We start from the raw sequence: 22,831 nt of genomic DNA on the forward strand, positions 1-22,831 counted from the left end.
ATATAAATTGAAAAGGCACACTTATTGAAAAATAAGGTCGCAAAGTTTTGGGTCTAAGGAAGTTAATTCTATGATTGCCAAGCCACCAAAATAACGATATTTAAATTACGTTATTGTGTATTTTGGCACTTACTTTTTGTAAGTGCTTTATTTTTAATAAATATAAAACTTAATTGATATAATGGGAGGACAAAAATGATCACACTTTATGAACCTATTAAGAACTTGCATACGGTAGAAGATGAAGTTGATAAGTGTGTTGGAGAGTTATGTAGTATACTCGGTTATGATGTTGCAACAATAATAAAGTTTTCAGATAAAAATAGTATTGCTATATCGAAAAGAACCCTTATGAGGAAGGGGGCGGAGTATGTAAGTCTAAATAAAGATTGGATAAACATAATTGAAGAATCGTCTAAAACTATACTGAGTTTAGTTAAAAAGAAAAAACAAATCATAATATATGATAAGGATGATAAAAATGAAGACTATGTACCACTAACACCTAGAACTTTTGCTGAAATTTATATTCCTATTTTTTCAGAAGATGGAGTTAATAAAGAATTAATAGCATGTATTTATTTAGCATTAATAACTAAAGTTAATACAATTACAATTACAGATTTAATTGATAGTAAAATAAGTGATGTCATTTATAAACTTCATAGATTATACCAAGTTATATATTTAAAATGGAAAAGAAATGAGGCAATTTTAAATCTGGTAAATATGATGTCAGAGGTAATAAGAGAAAAAGAACCGTTTATACTACTACATCCATATCATGTTGCTCAACTTTCAACTGAGATAGCGAAGAAGTTAAAATTGAAAAATGAAATTATAAAAAGAATATATATATCTAGTGTATTACATGATGTTGGGAAGATTTATTTAGATAAAGATGTGTTAAACAAAGAGGATAAACTTAGTGAAGAAGAGTACAATAACCTTAAGCAACATTCTATCTATGGAGCTAATATAGTTAGCGGGGTAGCCGGATTAAATGAAGAAGCTATTATTGTAAGGTATCATCATGAAAGATATGATGGTAAAGGATATCCGAATGGATTAAGAGGAGAAGATATTCCTCTTGAAAGTAGAATAATATGCGTAGCAGATTCAGTAGATGCCATGTTATCTCATAGAAGTTTTAGAACTGCAAAAACTATAGATTTTGTAATTACTGAACTTTTAAGAAATAAAAAAAAGCAATTTGATCCTAAAATAGTAGATATCATGATAGAAATATTGTTAAAAACAAAAGAGGAATCAGAAAATATTTTATCAGATGCTATAGTATGGAGTACGTTAATAATTAATACAGAAAAAAAGGTTTATTCAATCGAAGGGACAATAGGGAAATACAATTCCTTATTCTTTTTTAAGGCTGAGAAATTCAATTTTATATCTCAAGTAGATAAATCAACAGTCAAAAGCATAAGTATTTATATAAATAAGAACAATAAAATAGTGCAGTATCAAGTTAAATCAAATTACTATGAAGAAAATATAATACATATATCAGATTTTAAAAGTGTACCTTTTACTGAATACTTTAGTGTATTATGGGATTTAGAAGGTCAGATTTTTATAGAAAAAAATATAAAATTTGATGTTAATATATATAAGCTTGGAGGAAGCTCTTTAACATTTAGCATGGACGAAGATAGATTTTCAAGGCACATAGAAGACAAGATAATCTCAATAAAAATTCGTTTCGAAAATGGGGATAATATAGTAGTAAGTGGTAAAATAGCTAAAAACTTTAAGGTGATGAAAAAATATTATTATGAATTTTTATATGTAAATATACCTGAAACGATAAAGGATAAAATCTTCAATCAAATATTTAGACGTCAGCTTCAATTAAAAAACTTAATAAATAGGTCTGATTATTAATTGATGATAAAATGTCATTGTTTTGTGATTTATATTTTGACAAAATATGATTTATATTATAGTATTAATCTATAATATGTCGAATTTTACCATAAGAAGATGATTTAATAAGGTTTGGAATGATTAAAAAAAATTAAAAGTGGATAAAAGTTGATAAAAAGTGTTTAGATTTAAGGTATTTGTACGATTATAATAATATAGATTATTTGTGGTAAGGTGTGAAGTGGGTGAATATGGAGATTTTGAATAAAATCGATAATTTAGATGATATTGTTCTTATAAGGTGCATAATTAAAAGGGATTATGGTGATTATTTTAAGGCGGAAGATTATCAAGGGAATAAATACATAATTGCCAAAAATAAAACTTCTAAAAAATTTAGAAAAGGTACAGATGACACTTTTTATGCTGTAAAAGAAAAAACAGGAGTTATTTTCAAAAAAGAAGTATATCATCCTGTTAGCTCCTCAGAGTACATAGAATTAAAAGAACATTTTGAAAAGGGTATTGGACTAAATTAGTTTAATACCTTTTTTAGTTTACAAAAAGTGAATTTTTATTACTCAGCTTAACAATAAATTTGATATAATAAGTAAAAAGAAGGGGGCTAAGTTATGTTTAAAAATATGAGAAGAAGTGATAGAGAATTATCACAAGAAGAAGCTTTAGTGATTTTAGAAAAATGTAGTTTTGGGGTATTATCTGTTTTAGGTGATAATGAGTATGCATATGGTGTTCCTTTAAATTATGTTTTCTCGAATAACAACGTATATATACATTGTGCAAAGCAAGGATTTAAACTAGATTCTTTAAGAAAAAATCCTAAGGTTTGCTTTACAGTAGTTGGTGCAACAGAAACCTTAGCTGATAAGTTTTCAACTAATTATGAAAGTGCAATTGTGTTTGGAGAAGCTATAGAAATTATTGAATCTGAGAAAATAGAAGCTCTTAAAGCATTTATCTATAAATTTTCTCCAGATTTTAAGGAAGAAGGAATGCAGTACATAGAAAAAGCGTCATCTGCCACAACTGTTATTAAAATAGAATCGCAAAAAATTACAGGAAAAGCAAGAAGATAGGTTTTGATGATTAACAAGTTCATTTCGTGAGGTATATATTATTATAATAGCAGTTTTATTCATTAATTGATTTTAAGCTAGGAGGGATACTAATGACGAAGAAGAAAATAGCTATAGTTCCTAATGTCTATACTGACTATGACAGGATGGGAATAAATTCAGATTACGTTTATTCTATAGCTGAAGCAGGGGCGTATCCTATAATTTTTTCACTTATAGATGATGAAGAGTATATGCAGCTAATTTTAGAAGCCGTTGATGGTATAGTTATAACAGGGGGTGTAGATTTAGACCCTTTAAGATATGGTGAAGAACCTAGGACACTTCAAGGTCCAATTGATCCTATAAGAGATTCATTCGATTTAAAGATTATTGATAAAGCAATTAAATTGAATAAAGGAATATTGGGAATATGCAGAGGACATCAAAGTTTAAATGTGTACTTTGGAGGGAGTTTGTATCAGGATATTAGCTACGGATATGATAAACCATTAAAACATGCTCAACAAGCTAATAAAGATTATGGAACTCATACAGTGGAATTTACAAAAGGAAGCATACTTTATGAGATTTTTGGAGATAAAACAATAGCTAATAGCTATCATCATCAAGTTATTAAAGATTTAGGTAAAGGTGTAATTGCAACTGGTTATACAAAAGATGGCGTTATTGAAGGAATAGAGATTGAGGGATATTCTAATATAATAGGAGTTCAGTGGCATCCAGAAAAGATGTTAGGAAATAAAGAAATGGAAAGATTTTTTAAACACTTTATAGACAGGCTATAAATTTTTAAGAAAAAAATAGAAAATGTAACAATACTTGCTTGGATTATTTAAAAATTAATCGGACAATATAATAGTGTAAGCAGGATAAAAGAAAAATTCTTTTAAAAGCTTATAAAATCCATGAATCCAAAAGGAGGAATCACAAATGTCAACAAGAAGATTAGTACCCGAAGCTAGAGAAGGCTTATCAAAATTTAAAACAGAAGTAGCACGAGAACTAGGCGTTGAATTCTCAGATTATAATGGGAATTTAACATCAAGACAATGTGGCTCCGTAGGAGGAGAAATGGTAAAAAGAATGGTAGCTGAATACGAAAGCCACTTAAAGTAAGTACTAAGGGTTAGTATTTGCAGGAACAATTACCCAGCTTATTACTAAAAATTACTAAAGAATTGGAGGTAATAGTTATGGAGGGAGTTCCACCAGAAAATTAATAAGATGCTACCTGGAGATTTTCTTTACAGATAATTTAATTATTTGTAAGAAAATCTCCTTTTTTCTTTTGGGGAAATCTTGTTCTTTTATTACTTTTAAAATTATGGTAAAATAAGAACAAAAGTTCGATTAAGGTGATGAAGTATGGATAGAGTAAAGATATTACATGGAGCTGATTTTCATTTTGATACACCATTTAAGGAGTTATCAGCGTCAATGGGTGAAAAAAGAAATGAAGATATAAAAAAAAGCTTTGAAAGTTTAATTAATATAGTTAAAGAAGAAGAGGTTTCAATACTACTTCTATGTGGTGATATTTTTGATAATAAATGCATAAAGAAATCCACTTTAGAGTTTCTTAAGGATAGATTAGAAAGTATAAATAAAACTAAAGTTTTTATAGTAGCAGGAAATCATGATCCTCTTAATGATAGAAGTTTCTATAACTTATTGACATGGCCGGAAAATGTACATATATTTTCAAATGACATGGAAGCTGTAGTATTAGAGGATTTGAAAACCGTAGTTTATGGTAAATCATTTAGCTCAAATCATGAAAAATCCTCTCTGTTAAAGGGATTTCAAGTTCCAGTAGAGCATAAAGAATATATTAATATAATGGCATTGCATGGAGAGATAGCTAGAGGTGAACAAGAGAATGAATATAATCCATTAACTCTTGAAGAAATAAGAAACAGTAAATTGGATTATCTAGCACTAGGGCATAGACATGGGTTTTCTAATATAAAAAGAGAAGGGGAAACTTTTTATGCATATAGTGGATGCCCAGAAGGAAGAGGTTTTGATGAGTTAGGGGAAAAGGGGATAATAATTGGTGAAGTTTATAAAGGATATAATAATCTTAAGTTTAGAGCTATAAGCCAAAGAGTGTATGAACTTATAGAGGTGGACTTAACAGGAATTAATTCACAAGAAGAGATATTAAGATTAATTATTAGTTCTGTAGATGAAAATAAGAAAGTTAGAAATTTCTATAAAGTAATATTAAAAGGTGAGGTTTATAGTGAGCTTTCTATAAATATCAAAAAACTTCAATATAGATTAAAAGAAATGTTTTATTATATAAAGATAATAGATGAAACTACTGTGAAACTAGATTATGATATGGTAAAAAACGAAAACTCTTTGAGAGGTATATTTCTTAGAAAAGTATATAAGAAATTAGAAGAGGAACCAGAAAATAAAGAAAGTTTGGAACGAGCACTTAAACTAGCATTTAATGCCCTAAGAGAGGAGGACATTAATTTAGATGATTATTAAAAATATTAAAATAAAGAAGTTTGGTATATTAAAAGACAGGGAGATAGAATTTAAAGAAGGTATAAATATTATAAATGGGGAAAATGAAGCTGGAAAAACTACTTTACAACATTTTATAAAAACATTTCTCTATGGGATGAATTCTAAAAGAGGCAAGTCTATAAGAGATAATACTCGAGCTAGATACGTTATGTTTGACGGAGAAAGAGCTTCAGGAGAAATGGAGATAGAACATAATGGGGAAAATATAATAATTATAAGATCCTTTGGAAGCAGCAAAAAAGAAGATACAATTAAGGTTATCAATGAATTAACTGGAACAGAGGTTGGGGAATTAAACCATAATGAGCCTGCTAAGACTATGATTAACATAAATTCAGAATCATTTGATAACACTGCTTTTATTAAAAGTTTAGGTACTTATTTAAATTCCTCTAAAGATGATGAAATAATGAATAAGCTTACTAATAGCCTTGAAAGTGGGGAAGAAGGGGTTTCTTATTTTAAGGCCTTAGCAAAACTTGAAGCAATAAGAAAAGCTTTAACCACAGCGAGAGGAAATGGTAAAATTGATATTTTAAGAGAGAAAAAAATATCAATTCTAGAAGAGAGAGAACAATTTTTAAAAGCCTCTGACCAGAACCTAGAGGATGAAATGAAGAGGATTAATCTTAGAGGTGAAATATCAACCTTAAGATTGAAGCTTAAGAAGCTTGAAGTATTTAAAAAACATTTAAAGAAAATAAAACTTCAAAAAGAATATAAAGATATACTTCAATATTTAAAGAAAAGTGAAGAGCTTAAAAGTAAAGCAAAAGCTATTGAAGGAGAATTAGAAGCTGAGGAAGGATTAATAACTAAGGGGAAGATAGAAGAACTAAAAGAAGAAAATACTGTTCTTATGAGTTATTATAATTTAGCAGAAGATAAGGCTGAAGAAGGAAAAGAAATTGAAGCTGAGAAATTAGAAGTTGAAAAAATGTTAGAAGAGTTTTCTTCATTAATAGAGCTTGGAGATGAATTAGAAGACAAAATATTAAAGATATCGAAAGAAACAGAAAAGCACAAAGCTCAATTATTAGTGTATGAAGAAAATAAAAAAGAGCTTTTAGAGTTAGAGAGCCGACTAAGTTTTATAAAAAAATCTTTAGGAAATTCAATTAAAATAGAAAATAAGGAAGATGAAATATATGAAGCTTTTAGAGAATACGAAAATAAATTATTTGAATTAAAAGGGAAAGTCCTAGATAGAAAAATAGTAAATTCTTTAGAAGATTTAAAATCCGCTAGTTTAATAAGAAATTTATATTATATTTTAATTGCTTTGGGGATAATTGGATCCATTGCACTGATTTTTATTAAGCCTGTATTTTCAGTCGTACCTTTATTTTTTTCAGGTATTTTTTTGATTTTAAGTTTCAAATATTCTCAAAAGCTTGAGAGTTTAAAAAAGCAAAAAAATGAAAAAGAGTATATAGAACTTTTAGAAAGCAATATAAACAAAATAGAGGCTAAGCTTATGGGATACGGTGAAGAGTTAGGATTAAAATCTTATGAAGAACTACCTAAAGCTGTATCTGAATATAAAAGGTATAAAGATGAAATAAAGACGTTAGAAAGAATGGTAGAAGAAAGAAATAGGCGTCTTAAGAACTACAATATAGAAGAAGTAATTAATGCTCAATCGAGTAATAATCAAATTATCGAGAGAGTACTGTCTTATACTTCAGCTAAAGATATAGAAGAATTAATGGTTAAAATAAAAGAATTAAAATTAGTTAAATCGAGACAGGAAATCGTTATGCATAAATGGAGAACTTTTAATGCCGGATATGAGGCGTTAAAAGAAGATATAGATAATAGAGAAAAATCCTTAAACAGCAAATTAAAAATTCTTAAGCTTGATAAAATTCAATTACATGAACTACCTAAAGAATTAGAGAAGTTAAGTGAAAAAATAAGTGAAAAAGATAAAATTTTATTGGCTTTAAATGGGGTAGAGGATACCTATACGGCCCTTCTAAAGGATAGAGATTTAGAGCATATGAAAGAAGAACTTAAGGAAATGTTGGCAGATTCATTGGAGTATTCTTATGAAAGTGAAGAAGAAGTTGAAGAGGAAATTAAATGCTCACAAAACAAATTATTAGAAGATGAGAAACAGCTAAAAGATGTAGAAAATTCAGTGGCTAATAGATTTTTAGGAATAAGATCTATAATATCAATAGAGGGAGATTTTCAGGAAATTTCAGATAAAATATTTGAGTATGAAAGAGAATTAGAAGCTTTAGAGATAGCCAAGGAACTTTTAGAAGAATCTTTTAAAGAGTTACAGAAAAATATAGGACCTGTATTAAATGAAAAGGTAGCTTATTATTTTAATAAATTAACTAATGGTAAATATACAGAAGTTAAGGTTGGAAGTGAGTATGAGTTATTAGTTAGGGAAGAAAATGGAGATATTATAAAAGGGGATTATTTAAGTAATGGAACCTGGGATCAGGTTTACCTTTCCTTAAGATTTGCACTTATAGATATGCTTTTCGAAGATAAAAAAGTTCCATTAATTTTTGATGATGCCTTTATCCAATATGATGACAGAAGGCTTGAAAACACTCTGAAAATTATAAGTGATTTAAGTGATAAGAGACAGATTATATTATTTAGTTGCCAAAAGAGAGAAGTTAATTTCTTGAGAAATAAAGCAAATATAATAAATCTATAAAGCGGGTTTTTAATATTACACTTAATGAGATATAATAGTAAGTATACTAAATTTTATGAGAAGTGGTGGGATTACATGAGAAGCACAGAGATTTATGAGAAAAATATAGAAAACACACAAAAAGATATTAAAGAAGTAAATAAAGGAATAGATAGAGTAGCTTTATTAAGAGGGGTAAGTTTTATAGTTTTAATTATATTAGGTTATCAGTATTTCAAAAAAGGAAGTCCTATAATCTTAGGTTTATCTTTAGTTATAATAGGGGTGTTTATATATTTAGCTATTACTCATACAAGAGAAAAAGAAAAACTAAGGGAATTAGAATTATTAATAAGTATAAACGATGAGCATTTAAGAAGAGCAGAAGGGTTATGGAAGGATTTTTCAGATAAAGGAGAGGATTTTTTAAAAGAAGATCATCCCTTTACAAATGACCTAGATATATTTGGTGAAAGTTCATTGTTTCAGTGGATAAATACAACGAAAACTTTTTATGGAAGAGTAGCTTTAGCTAAAATATTATCAGATAGCAAACTACCAACAAAAGATGAAGTTAAGAGAAGACAGAAAAGCATAAGGGAATTAGCAGATAAATTAGATTTTAGACAAAGACTTGAGTTAATACCATTAAAGCATAAAAGCCCAATAGAAAAAACAGAGAGTTTTTTAAGTTGGGTTAAAGAAGAAAATAGCTGGTTTTTATCAAGTAATGTAAATCTTATAAGAATAATAATGCCATGTATATCATTAATTACTATATTATTAATTACATTTTTTAAACTGCCTTTCAGCTTATTTTTCTTATCTCTTATAATAAATGCAGGGATATTAAGTTTGAAGAAAAAAGAAATAGAAAAAGCTTTAGAGGAGATTTATTCTTTTAAAAAGAATCTAGCTGCTTATTATGAAGGGATAGAACTAATAGAAAATCAAACTTTTAATGATGAACTTAATAAGTCTATAAAAGAGAAGATAGATTCTAAAGATGGTGTAAAAGCATCTAAAGAGATGAAGGAATTAAGTAATATAGGTGAATTGCTTTTTGATAGAGCAAACATGATTTATTGGCTTTTAAATGCACTACTTATGTGGGATTTTATGCTTATGGCTAGATTAGAAAAGTGGAAAGTAAGAAATAAGGATAAGGTTCAAAATTGGCTTTTAGCTTTAGGAGATATGGAGGCATACTCTTCATTAAGTAATGTATGTTATGATAAAGAACATTGGGTTTTCCCAGAAATATTAGATGAAGATATTATTGAGGGGGAAGAGGTTGCTCATCCATTAATTATACCTCAAGGAGTTGAGAACTCATTTAATTTAAATGGTGAATTAAAAACTGCATTAATAACAGGTTCTAATATGTCTGGTAAAAGTACTTTTTTAAGAACAATAGGAATAAATATGATATTTTCGTATTTAGGATTGCCTATTAATGGGAAGAGTTTTAAGTTAGGCAGAATGATTCCTTATACTTGTATGAGGACAAAAGATAATTTGGAGGAAAGAATATCTTCTTTTTATGCAGAGATTTTGAGAGTGAAAAATATAATTGAAGCTACTAAAAGAGGGGAAAAGGTATTTTTTCTTCTAGATGAAATCTTTAAAGGAACAAATTCTGCAGATAGACATTTAGGAGCAGAAATATTAATAAAACAGCTTATGGATAAAGGTGCTAAGGGCTTGGTATCAACACATGACTTCGAGCTTTGCGATTTAGAGAAAGAAGATAGAAGAATAAAGAATCTACATTTTAGAGAGTATTACGAAAACAATGAAATTAAATTTGATTATAAGTTAAGAGAGGGAAGATCCACTACCAGGAATGCTGTTTATCTTATGAAGATGGCAGGTATAGAACTTCTAGATAAGGAGTAACTAGATATTAAAATCTAGTTACTTTTCTTCTAATTTAATAAATTATAAAGCTAAAAGTGATATAATATTTTATATCATATACGCTTAACAGGAGGAAAAAATGGAATTAAACAAAAGTCAATGGAGATACGTAAACTCTAAGACTTTAGGGCATCAGTTTCTAAAGGGAGGAGAGTTTACAGGTAAAACAACCGCAGCAGTATACAGAATTATAAATTTAGAGAATAATTACAGACTTTTTCAGAATGAAAACATAGTATATGTGGTTTTAAGAGAAGAAGACAAAAAGAATATAGAAGAAATATATGAAAAAGCAAAATTAGATTTAAATTATAGATATGATTCCTTATTTTCTTATTTTAATAAAGGCTTTGAAATACTTACTTTAAATGAATTAATAGAGATATATTCTCAAGGATATATGAGGGTGAAAAAAGTTAACTATAAATTTTCTAATGAGGAGAAGGAATATACACTTTTAGAAAATCTATTAGTTGATTTTAAATTAACATATAAAAAATCTAAACTAATAACCAATACATCATTGGATTTCTTGTTAAAGGAAATAAAATGGATAAAAGCAAGTGGTTTTACTAAAGATGAATATATGAATATAGATAGAAAAGGAAGAGATAAAAGAATTAAGAAAAACTCTTTATCAAGAGAAGGGCTTTATTATTTGAAAGATAAGTATAATGATGCTCTAAGAGAGAATAATCTTATGGATAAGTGGGATAATATATTGTTTGCTTTAGAATTTGGAAAGAATTTTAATAAGACATATACACATATAATCCTCGATAATTGTGAGGCTTTAACCTTAGCTGAAATAAGATTTATTAACTCTCTATTAGTTATGGAAAAATACAGTTCCTTAACCTATGTATTAGGTGAAAATAAAGAATCAAGAGAAAATACATGGTTTATTAAAGGAAGAAAATATAATGTGTTAGATGAAACCAATATAAATAGAAGTTTTCTTTTAAAAAATAGTTACAAGTCTAAAAAACAGAGCTGGAATTCAATAGAAGAATTCAGGTTTATTAATCTAAGAAATAAGATTTTTAAAGATTTTTCTAGAGATACGGCATCTAATGAAAAAGAACTTGTAATTAAAGAGGGAGATCAGTCTTATATTTATAATGAGGGGAATTTAAAAGAATATCCTCTGTTCTCTAATATAGCAGCCGGTGAACCTATTTTAATGAATGAAAATGTGGAAGATAGCTTTTTACTACCAGAAGATTGGATAAGAAATTCAAAGGATGTATTTCTTTTAAAGGTAAAAGGAGACTCAATGGAAAATATCAATATATTAAATGGGGATTTAGTGGTTATAAGAAAACAGGCAACAGCAGATCATAATGATATAGTAGCTGTAGATATAGATAGAAGCTCTACACTAAAGAGGTTAGATATGAGTGGGGAAAGTCCTCTACTAATGCCTGAAAATGAGAAATATGAGCCTATATCTCTAGAAGGAAGAGATGCAAACATATTAGGGGTTGCTATAGGGGTTATAAAGAAACTAGGGTAATTAATTAGGGTAAAGGAGTAAAAATGGGATTTGTTATTATAGATTTAGAGTTTAATAACTTAAGAGAAATAACAAAATATATTCCAAGTTTTTATCAAGAATATACGCAGTTAGGAAATACAATTATTGAAAATGAGATTATAGAAATAGGTGCAGTTAAGCTAGATAGGTATATGAATAAAATAGATGAGTTAAAACTTTATATAAAACCAGCTATATTTAAAATATTAAATCCAAAGATAGCTTCAATGACAGGCATAACACAAGAGTCTATAAATAGAGGTATTGAATTTTCAGAAGCTATGAATGTGTTTAAGGATTTTGTAGGGGAGCAGGATATAATATGTACCTGGTCAAAAAATGATATTGTAGAGATTATAGTTAATGCTAAATATCATAAGTATGATCAGATAGATTGGTTAAATGAATATTTGGATATTCAGGAGTATTGTACTGGAGTTTTAGCTCACAAGAAATCTATTAGCCTTAAAAATGCACTTCAAGAACTTAAGATTAAAGTTGAAGATAATAATAAACTTCACGATGCGCTTAATGATGCAGAATACACTTCTAAAGTATTTAAGCGAGTTTATAATCCCAGAGTTGTTAAAAATCATATTATAAATGACATATATAATATGCCTGCTGTTACAATTAAAAATCTAAAAGAATTAAGCTTAGATTATAACAAAATAAATATGAACTGCCCTAGGTGCAAAAATAAAATGAATACAGATAATCCCCTAAGGTTAATTAGTTGGAGATTTATGGGGACTGATTATTGCGAAAAGTGTAAAAGTAAAGTTCTTCATGAAGTTATAGTGAAAAGAACTTTAAGTGGGGATGAGATATATAGTGAAATAAAAACCTTATTAAATGAAGTTGAGTATATGAATTACTGTTATAAACTAAAAAAAGCGGCTAAATAAATGTACAAACTTATTGAATTGAGAGTATATTAAAAATCAACTATATAATTTAACAAATACGAATAAATTAATTAGACTATAACATTTACATTTTAAATATGCTAAAATATAAATGATGATAATTATAAGTTTGAAAGGAAAGAATATGAATATAGCATTTTTTCTAACGCCTAAAAACGAAGTTGTTTACGAAAATTTAGATGCTACAATGAGGCAGGTAATGGAGAGAATGGAGCATCATGGATATACTGCTATACCACTTATAGACAAGTCTGGTAGATACGTAGGAACATTAACAGAAGGTGATTTATTGTGGAAGCTAAAAAACACACCAGAATTAACTTTTGTTAATACAGAAACAGTTAAAGTTAAAGATATTCCAAGAAGAATAAAACATAAAAGTGTTCAAATAAGTGCATCGATAGAAAGTTTAATTTCTTTAGCTGTAAGCCAAAATTTTGTTCCTGTAACTGATGACAACGGAACCTTTATAGGAATAATTAAAAGAAGTGATATAATTAATCATTGTTATAATGGAATGAAGCAAAATCAATTATAATATGATCCAGCTATCTTTGTAAGTTTAAGATAGCTGGTTTTGTTTGTTTGACAGCATAAGATAATTTATATAATATAATTATTATAACACCCCCATAGGGTGCATGCTTAGGAGGTCGGTTATGAATATAGATAAGAAGAATGCTCTTCAGAGTCTTAAAACTAGCAAAGGACAAATAGAGGGAATAATCAAAATGATTGAAGATGAAAGATATTGTGTAGATATATCCAATCAGATTATTGCAGCTCAAGCTCTTTTAAAGAAAGCAAATAAATTAATATTAAAACAACATATGACTCATTGTGTAAAAGATGCCATAAAAATGGAAGACCATGCTGAAGAGAAAATTGAAGAAGTTTTAAGTATTTTAGATAAGTTAATGAAATAAAACTACATAAATGATATAATAAAAATATTAATTGATTATTATGATTATAAAGGAGAATGATTTTGTTTAGAAATAGAGTTTCTTTAAGAAAAGGGTATACTCCTACTAGCAGCAGTTCACAGTGGAAAACTTGCAATGAATTGTTATATGGGAGTAGTCTATACTTTTTTAAGGAAATACTGCACGTATAAGTGCTAATTCTTGCAAAAAAAAGTTTTACTCCCATAAGCCTTAGTGCAAAAGCATTAGGGCTATTATTATGCAAAAAAATAATAGTATAGCTAAATTTGGGAGGAAACAAAATGAAAAAATTAGAGAAAAATATTAAATTAGATTATGTATATAGATTTATATCATCGGTAGATATAACTTCAGCTATATGGGTGTTATATCTTAGCTATAAAGGTTTTAGTTTAACTCAGATAGGACTTGTGGAAGGTATATTTCATGTAGCTAAGTTTATGTTTGAGATACCTACAGGAGCTATTGCAGATATTTGGGGAAGAAAAAATTCCTTAATAGCTTCAAGAGTTTTGGCATTTTTATCGAGCTTGATTATGATTTTTGGAAACAGCTTTGGAGAAATAGCATTAGGGTTTATTATTTCTGCAGCATCCTTAAGTTTAAACTCTGGTTCTGAAGAGGCTTTAGTATATGACTCATTAAAAGCTTTAGGAAAAGAAGAAGAGTATATAAAAGTTAATGGTATTTTAAATTTCTTAATTGAAGTTGCACAGATTCTTGCAGTTTTTATTGGTGGTGTATTATCAGATATTAATTTCCAACTAAGTTATGGAGTAGCTGCCATTATATCATTAGCTTCACTTTTAATATCCTTAGGTTTTTATGAAAGTAATAAGAGTAACTTAAATGAAAAAGATATTATTAAGATACATTTTAAAGAATGTTTTAGAATAATAAAAAATGAAAAAAGACTTATGAAAATAATGATCTACTTTGGAATATTATTTTCTATAGATACAACAGCTCATTTTTATATGCAGGAGTATCTGAGTTCAATGGACTTTACTAGAAGCGAAATAGCAGGCATATTCGTTATTAAAGGAATACTGTCAGCTATAGGTTCTAAATATGCTTATATATTTCATGATAAGTTAGGTAAAAAAGGAGTTATGAAGTTTGTTTCTATAATTACAGGGATATTACTTATGGTAATGTATCTTAAAGGGGTAACAGCAATAATATCATTTGTATTAATGGGAGCTATGATAGGTGCTGCATATCCTTTAAGTTCAAATTATATAAATGAACTTATACCGTCAGAACAAAGAGCAACATTGATTTCACTTGATAGTATGCTTTTTTCCTTCTTAATGATAGGAATTTTTCCAGCAGTAGGATTTGCAGCTCAGCATTTATCTATGGGATTAACTTTTATGATTTTGGGATTTATATTGATAGTAGAAGTAATTGCAGCTTTTTATTATAATAGAGATAGTAATTAAATATGAGAGGTTAAAATGAAAAGAATATTGCTTCTAAATTCAAGCTTTAGAAAAAAGAATACTTTTAGATTACTTCAAAATATAGGCAATGTACTTAAGGATAAAGGCTTTCAAGTAGAATGTATAAATATAAATCAATATGAAATAAAAGGCTGTAGAGGTTGTGAACAGTGTATCCAAAAGGATAGCCCTTGCTTTATTAAAGACGGGGCCGAAGAATTAATAAAAAAGATCACAGAATACGATGGGATTGTTATTGGAACTCCTGTGTATATGGGAAGCTTTAGCGGAAGTTTGAAGCTACTTATAGATAGAACCTCAAAGTGGTTTCATAGGACTGAAATAGCTGGAAAACCAGTTATACTTGTTTCTACAACTGCAGGCTCTGGCTTAAAAAACACATTAAATTCTTTGGAGAAAGTGTTAGATGGTTGGGGAGTTAATGTAGTTTCAAAAATAGGAAGAACCATATCTAAAATAGATGATCCTCTTGATAAAGGTGAACTGGACAGATTTATAAACTATGTTAATAATGGTAATAGGAGATATAAACCAAGTACAGGACAAATTATCAGTTTTAATATTAAAAAGGTTTTAGCGGAAAACATATTTCCATTAGATAAAGAATATTGGGAAAAGAAAAATTGGTTAACACAAGATTATTATTATAGTTGTAAGGTAAATCCTTTTAAAAAGATTTTGGGAAAGGGCTTTTACAAGATGATGAAAACAAAGATTAAGCCTATTAAATAAAGGAGATTGTTATGAATTTAATCACACTAGAAAACATAAGCAAAAGCTATAGTGAAAAGATACTTTTAGATAATATATCATTAGGGATAAATGATGGAGATAAAATAGGACTTATAGGCATAAATGGTGCAGGTAAGTCAACTTTATTGAAAATAATAGGAGGAAGAGAAGAATTCTTTGAAGGTAATATTTCTAAAGTAAGAAATATGAGAATAGAGTATCTATCTCAAACTCAGGACTTCTCAGAAGGAGCTACAGTATTAGAGCAGGTATTTAAAGGTGATACCGTGGAGATGAAGCTTCTTATGGAATATGAAGATATATTGAAGTATATAGAAGAAGGTCATATTGATAAATATCAAGATAGACTTATATATATCCAAGGACAAATTGAGGCTTTAAATCTATGGGACTTAGAGAGTGAAGCTAAAATTATATTAAATAAGCTTGGAATAACTAACTATCATGAAAAGGTAATGAATCTTTCAGGAGGACAAAAAAAGAGAGTAGCCTTAGCTTCAGCTCTTATAACACCTTGTGAACTTTTAATATTAGATGAGCCTACAAACCACCTAGATAGTGATAGTATAGAATGGCTTGAAGAGTATTTGAATTCTAGAAAGGGTGCTCTTATTATGATAACCCATGATAGATACTTTTTAGATAGAGTAACTAACAGAATAATAGAATTAGATAGGGGAACGTTATATACCTATCAAGGTAATTACTCAGAATTTTTAGAGAAAAAGGCAGAAAGATTAGAACGTGAAAAAACTGAAGAAGATAAAAGAGCAAGTTTAATTAGAGAAGAATTAAAATGGGTTAAAAGAGGAGCGAAAGCTAGAACCACAAAACAAAAAGCTAGACTTCAAAGGTTTGATGATCTTGTGAATTATGAATACATAGAACCTAGAGGTAATGTAGAACTTAGTTTAGTTGGAACGAGGCTAGGTAACAAAGGCGTTGAGCTTACTACTATAAATAAAGCATTTGGAGATAAGGTTTTAATTAAAGACTTTTCTTACAACTTCGTAAAAGGAGATAGAGTAGGGATAGTTGGAAACAATGGTATGGGAAAAACCACTCTTATAAATATAATAAGTGGCAAGTTATCTCAAGATAGCGGAGAAATAGATATGGGGGAAACGGTAAAGGTAGGATGTTTTTCTCAAGATAGCTTAAGCATGGATGAAAATATGAGAGTTATAGATTACGTAAAAGAAGGCGGAGAAATAATACCAGTAGCAAATGGATTTAAAATAACAGCATCTCAGATGTGTGAAAGATTTTTGTTTGATGGAACAATGCAATATACTCCTATAGGGAAATTATCAGGAGGAGAAAGAAGAAGACTTCAGCTGTTAAGAGTTTTAATGGAAGCACCTAATGTCCTTATATTAGATGAGCCTACTAATGATCTAGATATAGATACTCTTCAAATATTAGAGAACTTTTTAGATGATTTTGGAGGAATACTTCTTATAGTATCCCATGATAGATATTTCCTAGATAGACTTTGTCATAAGATTTTTGCTTATGAAGGTAGTGGGAAAATTAAAGAATATACAGGTAACTTTAGTGATTATTTAATTAAAAGAGAATTAGGTAATACTGAAGCTCCAGATTCAAAAAATTCATATAAGGAAACTAAGAAGGAAAGAGTAAAAAATAAAGATGAAAGACCTAAGTTTTCATTTAAAGAACAGAAGGAATACGAACAAATTGATGAAGTAATAGAATCAGTAGAAAATAAAATTTCTAAGGTAGAAAAAGATATAGAAAATACCGTAACTGACTATGAAAAACTTCAAAAACTTATAAAAGAAAAAGAAGAGCTTGAGTTAGAATTGGCTGAAAAGTATGAGCGCTGGGAATACTTAAATGAATTAGCTCAAAGAATAGAAGAATATAACTCAAATAAATAGAACTGGATATAAATCCAGTTCTATTTATTTTAAGCTTCTAAGGTTTCAAACCTTTGAGATATAAAGTTAAATTCATCTTCATCAGTTATCTCACCATAGGTATCTTCTTTAATACCAGCATAAAGATATAAAATATATCTGTCATTAATATCCCTGATATTTTCTATGATGATATATTCTTGATCTTTTTCACAGTCCTCTAAGGTAGCTAAAACCTTAAATTTATCCTCTTTTCCAGTATCATTGTTGGTTAAATCTAAAGTAAAGTTATCATGAACTCTAACATTTAACTTATTATGGTCACAGGATTTTATATGAGAATTTCTTCTGCAACTAGTACAAGTTTTGAAAGAACACTCAACTACACAATTAAAACAAGCACATTTTGAGCAGTTTTCTAATTGAGTAAAAGTTTCTCTATTAGAAGCCTTATAGGAATTGATTTTCCCTTCATCAGGAGAGGTAAATCTACTAAAGAAACCTTTTTTATTAGATTTTTGTTCCTCTTCTTCTAAAAGCTTCATGTAGTCTTTAAGAACTTTTCCTTTAGCATAGAACTTTTTTCTTTTTAAAAAATCCTCAGAGAGGAAGGGAGAAATGTTGTCAATAGCATAATATATGTCAGTGTATATCTTTCCCCATCTTTCCTTCTCCTTAGTAATTATTTCAAAGTCACTTTTCATCTGCTTCCCACCAAACTAATAAAATTAAGCATTATTATTTTTATATTTTTCAAGTTCTAAATCTAAATCAGTTTCGTCTAATTTTTCAAATTCAGATTCAAAATCATCAACATCTCTTAATTCTCCAAGACCTGTAGCTAAAGATTCTTTTCTTTGAATTTTTCTCTCTATAGCATCAAGTTGAATAGTGTTAGTTTTTGTTTGAACATTTGCAAGTATTTCATTAACCTTTTGAGATGCTTCAGCAGTAGAGTATCTAGCAGCAGCTTCATCTCTATATTGTCTAGTTTTTGAAATCTCTTCTTCTAAAGCAGCTAGGTTTTTCTTAATAGTATCTGCCTGTGATTTAGCAGCTTCATAGCTTTCTTTAAGAGAAGTCACTTTTTTATCAGCCTCAAGTTTTCTTTGAAGAGCACGTTTTGCTAAATCTTCATTGTTTTTGGAAAGAGCAAGCTTTACCTTATCTTCATAATCCTGAACTTCTTTTTCAGCTGTGTCTAATCTTTTCTTTATTTCGTGAGCATTTCCTATAATTTGAGCTGAGTTTAGTTTAGCTTTTGAAAGCTGATCTTCCATATCTCTAAGTTTTTGATCTAATAATTCTATTGGATTTTCCACCTCGTCTAATGCATTGTTAACTTTTGCTTTAAAAATATTTGATATTCTTGTAAATACTCCCATGATAATTGTTACCTCCTAAAATTAAAATTTAATCATTTTTATAATGTAAATTACTAAAAAAACTACCGCTATTGCAATTATAATCTTTATAAAAAATGCAAAAGGGTTACTGCTTGAATATCCTCTAAAGGGACTAAAGTAACTAGAGGATGAGACTCTTCCAAATATAGGAATGCTCCAGGATGATCCACCACTAGAACCGCTGTTACCAGATGAATTTGTTTGGGAACTACTTTCAGTTTTTTCTTCATCTTTAGGTTTACTAGTGGAAAAGCTTCCAGACTTAGTCCCACTTGATGATGAGTTTGAAGAAGAACTACTTGACCCCGATTCATATTTTGATGGTGAATCAGTAGTACTGCCACTGCTTTTTGAGGAACCGCTACTTCCAGAAAATGATCCTGATTTAGTTCCACTAGATGAACTACTAGAGCTTGATTTTGAGCTAGAACTGGAACTTGACTTAGAGCCAGAACCTGAACTGCTAAAGCTTCCTGATTTTGTGGAGCTTTTGGCCTTTGAAGCACCAGTAGATTTACTAGAAGATTTAAAAGAACCACTTTTGGATTTAGCTGCTGCATAAGCAGACTCACCCTTAACTCCATTTTCAAAAACATTTCCAACATCTAAAGATATTGAAGTGAAAATAAAAATGAAAGTTAGTACAAATGTTAGGATTAAACTTTTCTTTCTATTATTTTTGATATGCCCACCCCCTAATTTATCTCCTTAGAAGAATTATCCATGAGAATATTATATGGTATTATATAACCTTTAACAAGTTTGTTAATATTGCTTTTTGAAGTAAAAAAACTCCACACACCCTAAATAATTTAAATAGCTCACTAATTCTCTATAAAACTAAAAATATCTTCTATTTACTATTATGATTCAAGATTAAATCTAATGAAAATATTTATATTTAAATTATAGCATAATAAATTATATTAATTAATGAAGAACATATTAATTGTAATAAGGATAAAGCTGATTTAAAATAATAATGTAAGTAGTTATGAACAAGTTTAGGAGTGATAATATGAATAACGAAGAAAATAACTCAATGTCTATGGCAGACCTATTAAAAGATTACGATGTCAAAAAACTTAATGTGGGAGATATAGTAAAAGGAGAAATCCTATCTATAAATAATGATGAGGCTATGGTTAATATAAATTACTATAGAGATGGTATTGTTAGACGTAGTGAAGTTTCTCACGATGAAGTTGAAGTATCAGAGGTATTAAATGTAGGAGATACAATAAACTTAATGATAGTAAGCTTAGATGATGGAGACGGAAATGTTTTATTATCTAAAAATAAAGCAGATGAAATTATAGCTTGGGATGAAGTAAAAGCATCCTATAAAAACAATGAAACTTTAACTTTAAAGGTTAAAGAGCAAGTAAAAGGCGGAGTTGTAGCTTTATATAAAGGTATAAGAGTATTTATTCCAGGCTCACAAGTGTCTAGAGAAAGAGGTGTAGAACTTTCTACCCTTGTAGGAAAAGAGCTAGAAGTAAGAGTAATTGAATTTGATAAAAGGGATAAAAAGGTTGTAGCTTCAAGAAGAATTTTAGAAGAAGCACAATATAATGAAGAAAAGAAAGCTTTATGGAATTTAGTTAAAAAAGGTGAAAAAAGAGAAGGAAAAGTTACTAGAATAGCTAAGTTTGGAGCTTTTGTAGATATTGGTGGAATAGAAGGATTAGTGCATATATCTGATTTAGCTTGGGGAAGAGTTAAGAGAGTAGAAGATATTGTTTCTGTTGGAGACGTAGTTGAAGTTTACGTTGGAGATTTTGACAAAGAGAAGGAAAGATTATCTTTAGCAATAAAAGATATTAAAAAAGATCCATGGGAAGACGCAAAAGCAACTTTAAAAGTTAACGATGTTGTTACTGGAAAAGTAGTTAAGTTCTTAAACTTTGGAGCCTTTGTAGAAGTTTTACCTGGAGTTGAAGGGTTAGTTCATATAAGTGAAATAACAGAAGAGAATATAGCTAAACCATCAGATGTTTTAACAATAGGTGGAGAAGTTAAGGTGAAAATATTAGATATAAATTCTGCTGATAAAAAAATGAGCTTAAGTATCAAAGAAGCCGTAGAGAAGTCAAGAGAATATGAAAAATTTAATGATGACTTTGAAGGTGAAAGTTTAGCAGGTTTATTTAAGGATTTTAAATTCTAGTTTTTAATATATTTTAAAATGGCCCTTGCAATAACATTATATTGCAAGGGCCATTTGTATATCTTACATTAAAGCTTCTCAATTTTTAGCATATTAGTTCCACCAACATGAGTAGTTGGCATTCCAGCGGCTACTAATATATTATCACCTGAGGTAGCAAGCTCAAGGCTTGAAGCCACTTTTCTTGCTTCACTTAATATTTCATCTGTGGTACTAAACATATCACAGGTTTCAGGAATTATTCCAAAGTTTAAGGATAAGCTTCTTCTTACTTTTTCGTAAGGAGTTATTGCAACTATAGGGCAACTTGGTTTGTATTTAGATATAAGTTTTGCTGTAGCACCACTTTTAGTTGCAGCAACGATAGCTTTTGTAGGCAATATATTTGAAGTTCTACAAGCAGAGTAACTTATTGCATCTTCAAAAGCTAATAAAGAAGGTTCTCTTAAGTTGTTAGTGAATGATACATAGTCAAAATTAGCTTCAGTTTCTAAAGCTATTCTACTCATGGTTTTTGCAGCTTCTATTGGGTAACAACCGGAAGCACTTTCTCCAGATAACATTATAGCATCTGTACCATCAAATATAGCATTACAAATATCACAAGCCTCAGCTCTAGTAGGTCTTGAATTTCTTATCATTGAGTCTAACATTTGAGTTGCTGTAATTACTATTTTTCCAGCAGAATTACACTTTCTTATAATCATTTTTTGGATTATAGGAACCTTTTCTATAGGAATTTCAACCCCCATATCACCTCTAGCTACCATGATACCGTCAGTAACTTCGATTATTGAATCTATGTTGTCTACACCTTCTTGGTTTTCAATTTTAGCTATTATTTTAATGTGTTCACCATTGTTTTCCTTAAGGATTTTTCTTACCTCTAAAATATCAGAAGCTTTTCTTATAAAAGAAGCAGCAACAAAGTCCACGCCTTCATTACATCCAAAAATTAAATCCTGTACATCTTTTTCTGTAATAGCAGGAAGATTAATATTAACGTTAGGAACATTTACTCCTTTATGGTCTTTGATAGTACCGCCAACAACTACTTCTGTCAGAATTTCTTTTCCCTTTATTTCTTTTATCTTAAATTCTAAAAGTCCATCATCTACAAGCATAACACCGCCGACAACTACATCTTTGCAAAGAGTTTCGTAAGATATTGAACATCTTTTGTTATCACCTAAAATTTCTTCAGAACATAAAAATGAAAACTCATCTCCAACATGAAGAGTAGCTTCACCATTTATAAAATTATGAGTTCTTATCTTAGGACCTTTTATATCTAGCAGTATACTTGTAGGAGTACCTAATTCTTCTCTAAGTTTTTTTATTAAATCCATTTTCTTTCTATGGTCATCTTGTGTGCCGTGAGAGCAATTTAATCTTGCTGCACTCATTCCTATTTTTATAAATTCTCTTAAGACATCTTCATTATCAGAAACAGGACCGATTGTGAAGATCATTTTTGTTTTTTGCATAAAATCACCTCTACTATATTTTTCATTCAAATTATTAACTTTAGTATAAACGAATAACTTTAGATATATTAGTGAGATAATGATAGAATAAACTTGTTATAATATTAGGATATTATAATGTCCTAATGTTATAATATTATAATAAC

At 28.9% G+C, this 22,831-nt stretch carries 20 protein-coding genes and 1 riboswitch; of the genes, 17 read left to right on the top strand and 3 right to left on the bottom strand.

The features are described from left to right. The first annotated feature begins 4 nt into the window (after positions 1-4). A riboswitch (cyclic di-GMP riboswitch) is annotated at positions 5-90 on the top strand. A gap of 105 nt (positions 91-195) precedes the next feature. The 15 genes from BUA92_RS06840 to BUA92_RS06910 all read left to right on the top strand — a co-directional run bounded on the left by BUA92_RS06840 (position 196) and on the right by BUA92_RS06910 (position 17,643). Then, positions 196-1,899 carry an HD-GYP domain-containing protein gene (locus BUA92_RS06840; protein ID WP_073018086.1) on the top strand — a complete coding sequence of 568 codons (1,704 nt, stop codon included), beginning with the start codon at positions 196-198 and terminating at the stop codon, positions 1,897-1,899. 242 nt (positions 1,900-2,141) lie between these two features. After that, positions 2,142-2,420: a hypothetical protein gene (locus BUA92_RS06845; RefSeq protein ID WP_175550872.1), complete on the top strand. Its 279-nt coding sequence runs from the start codon at positions 2,142-2,144 to the stop codon at positions 2,418-2,420. A gap of 93 nt (positions 2,421-2,513) precedes the next feature. Further along, entirely contained in the window at positions 2,514-2,978 is a 465-nt protein-coding gene (locus BUA92_RS06850; protein ID WP_073018091.1) for a pyridoxamine 5'-phosphate oxidase family protein, read from the top strand. A 92-nt stretch (positions 2,979-3,070) separates the two neighbouring features. Next, positions 3,071-3,766, top strand: a complete 696-nt coding sequence (locus BUA92_RS06855) for a gamma-glutamyl-gamma-aminobutyrate hydrolase family protein (protein WP_073018093.1) — start codon at positions 3,071-3,073, stop codon at positions 3,764-3,766. A gap of 145 nt (positions 3,767-3,911) precedes the next feature. After that, positions 3,912-4,097 (top strand): alpha/beta-type small acid-soluble spore protein, encoded by a 186-nt coding sequence (locus tag BUA92_RS06860; RefSeq protein ID WP_021800593.1) that lies wholly within the window; start codon positions 3,912-3,914, stop codon positions 4,095-4,097. Between the two features lie 249 nt (positions 4,098-4,346). Continuing rightward, the gene (locus BUA92_RS06865; RefSeq protein WP_073018095.1) at positions 4,347-5,483 is read left to right on the top strand and encodes a metallophosphoesterase family protein; all 1,137 of its coding nucleotides are present in this window, start codon (positions 4,347-4,349) and stop codon (positions 5,481-5,483) included. Further along, complete coding sequence (locus tag BUA92_RS06870) at positions 5,473-8,208, top strand: AAA family ATPase (RefSeq protein WP_073018097.1); 2,736 nt, start codon at positions 5,473-5,475, stop codon at positions 8,206-8,208. Before BUA92_RS06865 ends, BUA92_RS06870 begins: the two co-directional genes overlap by 11 nt. Positions 8,209-8,283: 75 nt before the next feature. Further along, positions 8,284-10,086 (top strand): MutS family DNA mismatch repair protein, encoded by a 1,803-nt coding sequence (locus tag BUA92_RS06875; RefSeq protein WP_073018099.1) that lies wholly within the window; start codon positions 8,284-8,286, stop codon positions 10,084-10,086. A gap of 100 nt (positions 10,087-10,186) precedes the next feature. Continuing rightward, positions 10,187-11,623, top strand: a complete 1,437-nt coding sequence (gene lexA, locus BUA92_RS06880; RefSeq protein WP_073018101.1) for a transcriptional repressor LexA — start codon at positions 10,187-10,189, stop codon at positions 11,621-11,623. A gap of 23 nt (positions 11,624-11,646) precedes the next feature. Next, positions 11,647-12,552, top strand: coding sequence for a 3'-5' exonuclease (locus BUA92_RS06885; RefSeq protein ID WP_073018103.1), 906 nt, complete (start codon positions 11,647-11,649; stop codon positions 12,550-12,552). 145 nt (positions 12,553-12,697) lie between these two features. Continuing rightward, a complete protein-coding gene (locus BUA92_RS06890) occupies positions 12,698-13,111 on the top strand; it encodes a CBS domain-containing protein (protein WP_073018105.1) in 414 nt (137 codons plus the stop codon). Between the two features lie 121 nt (positions 13,112-13,232). Beyond that, entirely contained in the window at positions 13,233-13,499 is a 267-nt protein-coding gene (locus tag BUA92_RS06895; protein ID WP_073018107.1) for a metal-sensing transcriptional repressor, read from the top strand. Positions 13,500-13,801: 302 nt separating this feature from the next. Further along, positions 13,802-14,965 carry an MFS transporter gene (locus tag BUA92_RS06900; protein ID WP_073018110.1) on the top strand — a complete coding sequence of 388 codons (1,164 nt, stop codon included), beginning with the start codon at positions 13,802-13,804 and terminating at the stop codon, positions 14,963-14,965. A 15-nt stretch (positions 14,966-14,980) separates the two neighbouring features. Beyond that, positions 14,981-15,718 (top strand): flavodoxin family protein, encoded by a 738-nt coding sequence (locus BUA92_RS06905; RefSeq protein WP_073018112.1) that lies wholly within the window; start codon positions 14,981-14,983, stop codon positions 15,716-15,718. Positions 15,719-15,729: 11 nt separating this feature from the next. Further along, positions 15,730-17,643 (top strand): ABC-F family ATP-binding cassette domain-containing protein, encoded by a 1,914-nt coding sequence (locus BUA92_RS06910; RefSeq protein ID WP_073018114.1) that lies wholly within the window; start codon positions 15,730-15,732, stop codon positions 17,641-17,643. Positions 17,644-17,672: 29 nt separating this feature from the next. Here BUA92_RS06910 and BUA92_RS06915 read toward each other — a convergent pair whose 3' ends face one another. Together BUA92_RS06915 and BUA92_RS06920 are read right to left on the bottom strand one after the other, a co-directional pair. Then, complete coding sequence (locus BUA92_RS06915) at positions 17,673-18,326, bottom strand: DUF1292 domain-containing protein (protein ID WP_073018117.1); 654 nt, start codon at positions 18,324-18,326, stop codon at positions 17,673-17,675. Positions 18,327-18,350: 24 nt separating this feature from the next. Continuing rightward, on the bottom strand, positions 18,351-19,007 hold the full coding sequence (locus tag BUA92_RS06920; protein WP_021800606.1) for a PspA/IM30 family protein: 657 nt from the start codon (positions 19,005-19,007) through the stop codon (positions 18,351-18,353). 172 nt (positions 19,008-19,179) lie between these two features. Between BUA92_RS06920 and BUA92_RS22980 the strand changes: the two genes are divergently transcribed. Together BUA92_RS22980 and rpsA are read left to right on the top strand one after the other, a co-directional pair. Further along, entirely contained in the window at positions 19,180-19,590 is a 411-nt protein-coding gene (locus BUA92_RS22980; protein ID WP_139259318.1) for a hypothetical protein, read from the top strand. A gap of 456 nt (positions 19,591-20,046) precedes the next feature. Further along, positions 20,047-21,198: a 30S ribosomal protein S1 gene (rpsA, locus tag BUA92_RS06930; protein WP_073018120.1), complete on the top strand. Its 1,152-nt coding sequence runs from the start codon at positions 20,047-20,049 to the stop codon at positions 21,196-21,198. Positions 21,199-21,266: 68 nt separating this feature from the next. Here rpsA and pyk read toward each other — a convergent pair whose 3' ends face one another. Then, a complete protein-coding gene (gene pyk / locus BUA92_RS06935; protein ID WP_073018122.1) occupies positions 21,267-22,685 on the bottom strand; it encodes a pyruvate kinase in 1,419 nt (472 codons plus the stop codon). Positions 22,686-22,831: the final 146 nt, after the last annotated feature.

Origin of the sequence: Clostridium intestinale DSM 6191, from assembly GCF_900130055.1 — a bacterium.
Taxonomy (GTDB): domain Bacteria; phylum Bacillota; class Clostridia; order Clostridiales; family Clostridiaceae; genus Clostridium_T; species Clostridium_T intestinale.

Bases quoted from the DNA above. Each gene is read 5' to 3' on its own strand.
- BUA92_RS06895 (WP_073018107.1), top strand. From the start codon at position 13,233: ATGAATATAGATAAGAAGAATGCTCTTCAGAGTCTTAAAACTAGCAAA.
- lexA (WP_073018101.1), top strand. From the start codon at position 10,187: ATGGAATTAAACAAAAGTCAATGGAGATACGTAAACTCTAAGACTTTA.
- rpsA (WP_073018120.1), top strand. From the start codon at position 20,047: ATGAATAACGAAGAAAATAACTCAATGTCTATGGCAGACCTATTAAAA.
- BUA92_RS06910 (WP_073018114.1), top strand. From the start codon at position 15,730: ATGAATTTAATCACACTAGAAAACATAAGCAAAAGCTATAGTGAAAAG.
- BUA92_RS06920 (WP_021800606.1), bottom strand. From the start codon at position 19,007: ATGGGAGTATTTACAAGAATATCAAATATTTTTAAAGCAAAAGTTAAC.
- BUA92_RS06905 (WP_073018112.1), top strand. From the start codon at position 14,981: ATGAAAAGAATATTGCTTCTAAATTCAAGCTTTAGAAAAAAGAATACT.
- pyk (WP_073018122.1), bottom strand. From the start codon at position 22,685: ATGCAAAAAACAAAAATGATCTTCACAATCGGTCCTGTTTCTGATAAT.
- BUA92_RS06890 (WP_073018105.1), top strand. From the start codon at position 12,698: ATGAATATAGCATTTTTTCTAACGCCTAAAAACGAAGTTGTTTACGAA.
- BUA92_RS06840 (WP_073018086.1), top strand. From the start codon at position 196: ATGATCACACTTTATGAACCTATTAAGAACTTGCATACGGTAGAAGAT.
- BUA92_RS06915 (WP_073018117.1), bottom strand. From the start codon at position 18,326: ATGAAAAGTGACTTTGAAATAATTACTAAGGAGAAGGAAAGATGGGGA.
- BUA92_RS06850 (WP_073018091.1), top strand. From the start codon at position 2,514: ATGTTTAAAAATATGAGAAGAAGTGATAGAGAATTATCACAAGAAGAA.
- BUA92_RS06860 (WP_021800593.1), top strand. From the start codon at position 3,912: ATGTCAACAAGAAGATTAGTACCCGAAGCTAGAGAAGGCTTATCAAAA.
- BUA92_RS06885 (WP_073018103.1), top strand. From the start codon at position 11,647: ATGGGATTTGTTATTATAGATTTAGAGTTTAATAACTTAAGAGAAATA.
- BUA92_RS06875 (WP_073018099.1), top strand. From the start codon at position 8,284: ATGAGAAGCACAGAGATTTATGAGAAAAATATAGAAAACACACAAAAA.
- BUA92_RS22980 (WP_139259318.1), top strand. From the start codon at position 19,180: ATGCTCCAGGATGATCCACCACTAGAACCGCTGTTACCAGATGAATTT.
- BUA92_RS06900 (WP_073018110.1), top strand. From the start codon at position 13,802: ATGAAAAAATTAGAGAAAAATATTAAATTAGATTATGTATATAGATTT.
- BUA92_RS06870 (WP_073018097.1), top strand. From the start codon at position 5,473: ATGATTATTAAAAATATTAAAATAAAGAAGTTTGGTATATTAAAAGAC.
- BUA92_RS06855 (WP_073018093.1), top strand. From the start codon at position 3,071: ATGACGAAGAAGAAAATAGCTATAGTTCCTAATGTCTATACTGACTAT.
- BUA92_RS06865 (WP_073018095.1), top strand. From the start codon at position 4,347: ATGGATAGAGTAAAGATATTACATGGAGCTGATTTTCATTTTGATACA.